This is a genomic window from Kitasatospora sp. NPDC051914, assembly GCF_040680995.1.
Classification (GTDB): Bacteria; Actinomycetota; Actinomycetes; order Streptomycetales; family Streptomycetaceae; genus Kitasatospora.
The window spans coordinates 1-3,601 of the sequence record NZ_JBFAXX010000149.1 but is presented as its reverse complement, the minus strand read 5'-3'; the positions used below and the strand labels follow the sequence as shown (position 1 = coordinate 3,601).

2 protein-coding genes are annotated in these 3,601 nt (G+C 73.2%); both read right to left on the bottom strand.

What is annotated here, in order from left to right:
- Positions 1 to 107: 107 nt before the first annotated feature.
- On the bottom strand, positions 108 to 1,805 hold the full coding sequence (locus tag AB0M03_RS39475; RefSeq protein ID WP_363501630.1) for a GAF domain-containing protein: 1,698 nt from the start codon (positions 1,803 to 1,805) through the stop codon (positions 108 to 110).
- Positions 1,806 to 1,990: 185 nt separating this feature from the next.
- Positions 1,991 to 3,601: amino acid transporter (locus AB0M03_RS39470; RefSeq protein WP_363501627.1), on the bottom strand; the 1,611-nt coding region annotated here is incomplete at its 5' end.

The window sequence follows — 3,601 nt, the reverse complement described above, 5'->3', positions numbered from 1 at the left end:
ACAAATCCCCCCCCCCCGGCCGCCGCCCCCCCGCCCCCCCGGGGGGGGGGGGGGCCCCCCCCCACCCCCCCCCCCACCCCCAGTGGTGTGCCCTGGCTCCCTCGGCCTCAGGCCGGGTCGAGGGGGGCGGACCAGGTCAGGCGGGTGCCGCCGTCCTGGGGCGCGGTGAGGGCGAAGCGGCCGCCCACGCCTGCCGCCCGTTCCTCGAGGTTCCGCAGGCCGCTGCGCCGCCCCTGCTCCGGGATGCCCACGCCGTCGTCCTCCACGGTGAGGACGACCTGCCGGCCGGTCGCCTGCAGCACCACCTCGACGCGCCGCGCCTTGGCATGCCGTGCGGCGTTGCTCAGCGCCTCGCCGAGCACGGCCACCACCTCGTCGGCGAGCCGTATCGGCACGTCCGTGTCCAGCAGGCCCTCCATGCTGAGCCTGGGTGCGAAGCCGAGGGCGGGCTGGGCCTCCCCCACCACGGCGACGACGCGCGAGCGCAGGCCCTGCCGGCCCTCCTCCTCGCGGGCCCGCAGGCCGAAGATGGTGGACCGGATGATCTTGATGGTCTCGTCGAGGTCCGCAACGGCGCGCAGCACCCGGTCGGAGGCGCCGGAGTGCTCGATGAAGCGGGCCGCGCTCTGCAGGGTCATCCCGGTGGCGAACAGCCGCTGGATGGCCAGGTCGTGCAGGTCGCGGGCGATCCGGTCGCGGTCCTCGAGCATGGCCAGCTGTTCGGCGTCGCGCCGCCGTTCGGCGAGCTCGAGGGCGAGTGCGGCCTGGTCGGCGAAGCCGGAGAGCGGGCCGATCTCGCGGTCGGTGAAGGCCGGCTCGCCGAAGCGCCGGGCGAGCAGCAGGACGCCCTGGATCTCGCCCGCGTGCCGGCCGAGCGGGACTGCGACGGCCGGGCCGAGGCCGTGGCGGGGGTCCGCGCCGCCGCCCGGCAGGACGTCCCCGAGGTGGCCGGTGGTGACCGGGGCACCGCCGGTGTAGGCCCGGCCGGGGAGGGAGCCTTCCAGCGGGAGCAGCTGTCCGAGCCGGTCGGCGGTGTCGCCGCCGAGGGCGAGCTCGAGGCACAGTGCGCTGCCGTCGGCGGTGGGTACGGCCATGTCGGCGGTCCGGGCGCCGGTGATGGCGAGGGCACGCTGGGCGATCAGTTCGACGACGCTGGTGCGGGAGGTGCCGGAGAGCAGGCTGCGGGTGATCTCGGCGCTGACGCTCAGCCAGCGCTGCTGGCGCTGGGCCTCCTCGTAGAGGCGGGCGTTGTCGATGGCGACGCCCGCGGCGACGGCGAGGGTGGAGATGACGGACTCGTCGTCGGCGTCGAAGCCCTCGCCGTTGCGCTTGTCGGTGAGGTAGAGGTTGCCGAAGACCTCGTCGCGGACCCGGACGGGCACGCCGAGGAAGGTCCGCATCACGGGGTGGTGGGCCGGGCAGCCGTGCGAGGCGGGGTGCGCGGCCAGGTCCTCCAGGCGGAGCGCCTCGGGGCGGCGGATCAGTTCGCCGAGGATGCCCTTGCCGGTGGGGTACGGGCCGATCTCGGCGATCTCCTCGTCGGAGAGGCCGACGGTGAGGAACTGGGAGAGGGTCTCCCCGTCGGGGCCGATGACGCCGAGCGCGGCGTACTTGGCGTCGACGAGGACCGCGGCGGCCTCGACGATCCGCCGCAGGACATGGGTGAGGTCGAGTTCGCGGCCGACCGAGAGGACGGCCTCCAGGAGGCTGTGCACGCGGTCGCGGGTGCCGCGCGCGGCATCGATGCGGGCCTGCAGCTCCTCCAGCAGCTCGTCGAGCCTCAGCTGCGGAATCCGCGGCCTCATCTCGTCCTCGCTCACCTGGGTCTCCTCACGTCTGCCCGCCGGACGGTCGATTCTCGCAGACCCGGGCGCCCGAGGAGGGCGGTGGGCCGGAGTCGGCGGCGCGGATTCGGTGTGCTCCGCCGGCGCGGCCCGCCGGCGGCTTCCGGGGGGGGCGGCCGGGCGCGCTCGGTGCAGTCGGGGGGCGGTCAGCCGACGTGGACGTGCGGGCGGCGCGAGCGGTCGGGTTCGGCCTCGCGCAGGACCTCGCGGGTGACCGGGGCGACCTCGCCCTGGCCGAACAGGAAGAACCGCAGGAACTGCGCGAAGGGGTTGCCCTCGGTCCACTCGAAGTAGATGTGCGGCAGCTGGCCGGTGGTGTCCCGGGCGTGCAGCAACAGGGCCGCCAGGGCGTTGGGGACGCTGGAGTGCTCCAGGGTGAGCACCCGGTACCGGTCGTGGACCACCTCGCCGTGCACCCGCAGTTCGGCCTCGAAATCGGACGGGTCGCGGACGGTGACCTCCACGAAGACCAGGTCGTCCTCGGCGGGGAGGGCGTTGTCGGCACGGATCTGGTGGAGCTTGTCGCGGTACTCGGCGAGGTCGCGGGCCTCGGGCTCGTTGGCGATCAGCCGGATCGAGCGGTGCGCACTGTCCCGTACGAAGCGCTCGGCGAGGGTGTCGAGCACGACGTCGGTGACCCGCAGCTCGAAGGCGCGGGCGAGGCGGGAGGTGAAGGAGATCAGCATGATGGCGGCGATGAAGCAGGCGCCGATCTTCACGCCGTCGGGCCGTTCGGCGATGTTCGCGGCCGTGGTGTAGATGAACACCGCGGCGATCACGGCGAAGCCGATCGTCCAGCCGTGCTGGCGGGCCCGCCGGGCGGCGATGGTCACCGCGACGGCCGCCGAGGTGATGAGCACCAGGACGCCGGTCGCGTAGGCGCCGCCCTGCTTGTCGACGCTCGCGTCGAAGATCCAGGTGACCAGGAACGCCACCGCGGTCAGTACCAGGACGGTCGGCCGCACGGCACGCGCCCAGTGCGGCGCCATGCCGTAGCGCGGCAGGTAGCGGGGCATCAGGTTGAGCAGGCCCGCCATCGCCGAGGCGCCGGCGAACCACAGGATGGCGATGGTGGAGACGTCGTACACGGTGCCGAAGGCATTGCCCAGGTACTCGTGGGCGAGGTACGCCAGGGCGCGGCCGTTGGCCTGTCCGCCGGGCTCGAAGGCCGGCGCGGGGATCAGCAGGGTGGTGATGAAGCTACTGGTGATCAGGAAGACGCTCATGATCAGGGCGGCGGTGGTCAGCAGCTTCCGGGCGCCGCGGATGCGCCCGGTCGGCTTCTCCTCGGTGTCGTCCGGGTCGCCCTTGATGTGCGGCATGACGGCGACACCGGTCTCGAAGCCGGACAGGCCGAGGGCGAGCTTGGGGAAGGTGATCAGCGACACCCCGATCATCGCGATCACGCTGCCGTGCTCCGCCGTCAGCGCATGCCGCCAGTCGGTGATCAGCTCCGGCGCGGTGAGGACGTGCCACAGGCCGGTGCCGACGACGATCACGTTCAGCCCCAGGTAGACGGCGACCAGCACCACCGCAACGCCGATCGCCTCGCTGAAGCCCTTCAGGAACACCCCGCCGAGCAGCGCGATCAGCAGCAGCGTGATGCCCACCTGGTTGCCGCGCAGCGACTCCGCCAGGTGCGGGTTCTCCACCAGGTGCGCGGTGGCGTCGGCCGCCGACAGCGTGATGGTGATCAGGAAGTCGGTCGCCGCGAAGCCCAGCAGGACGAGGACGAAGAGCTTGCCCTGCCAGAAGCT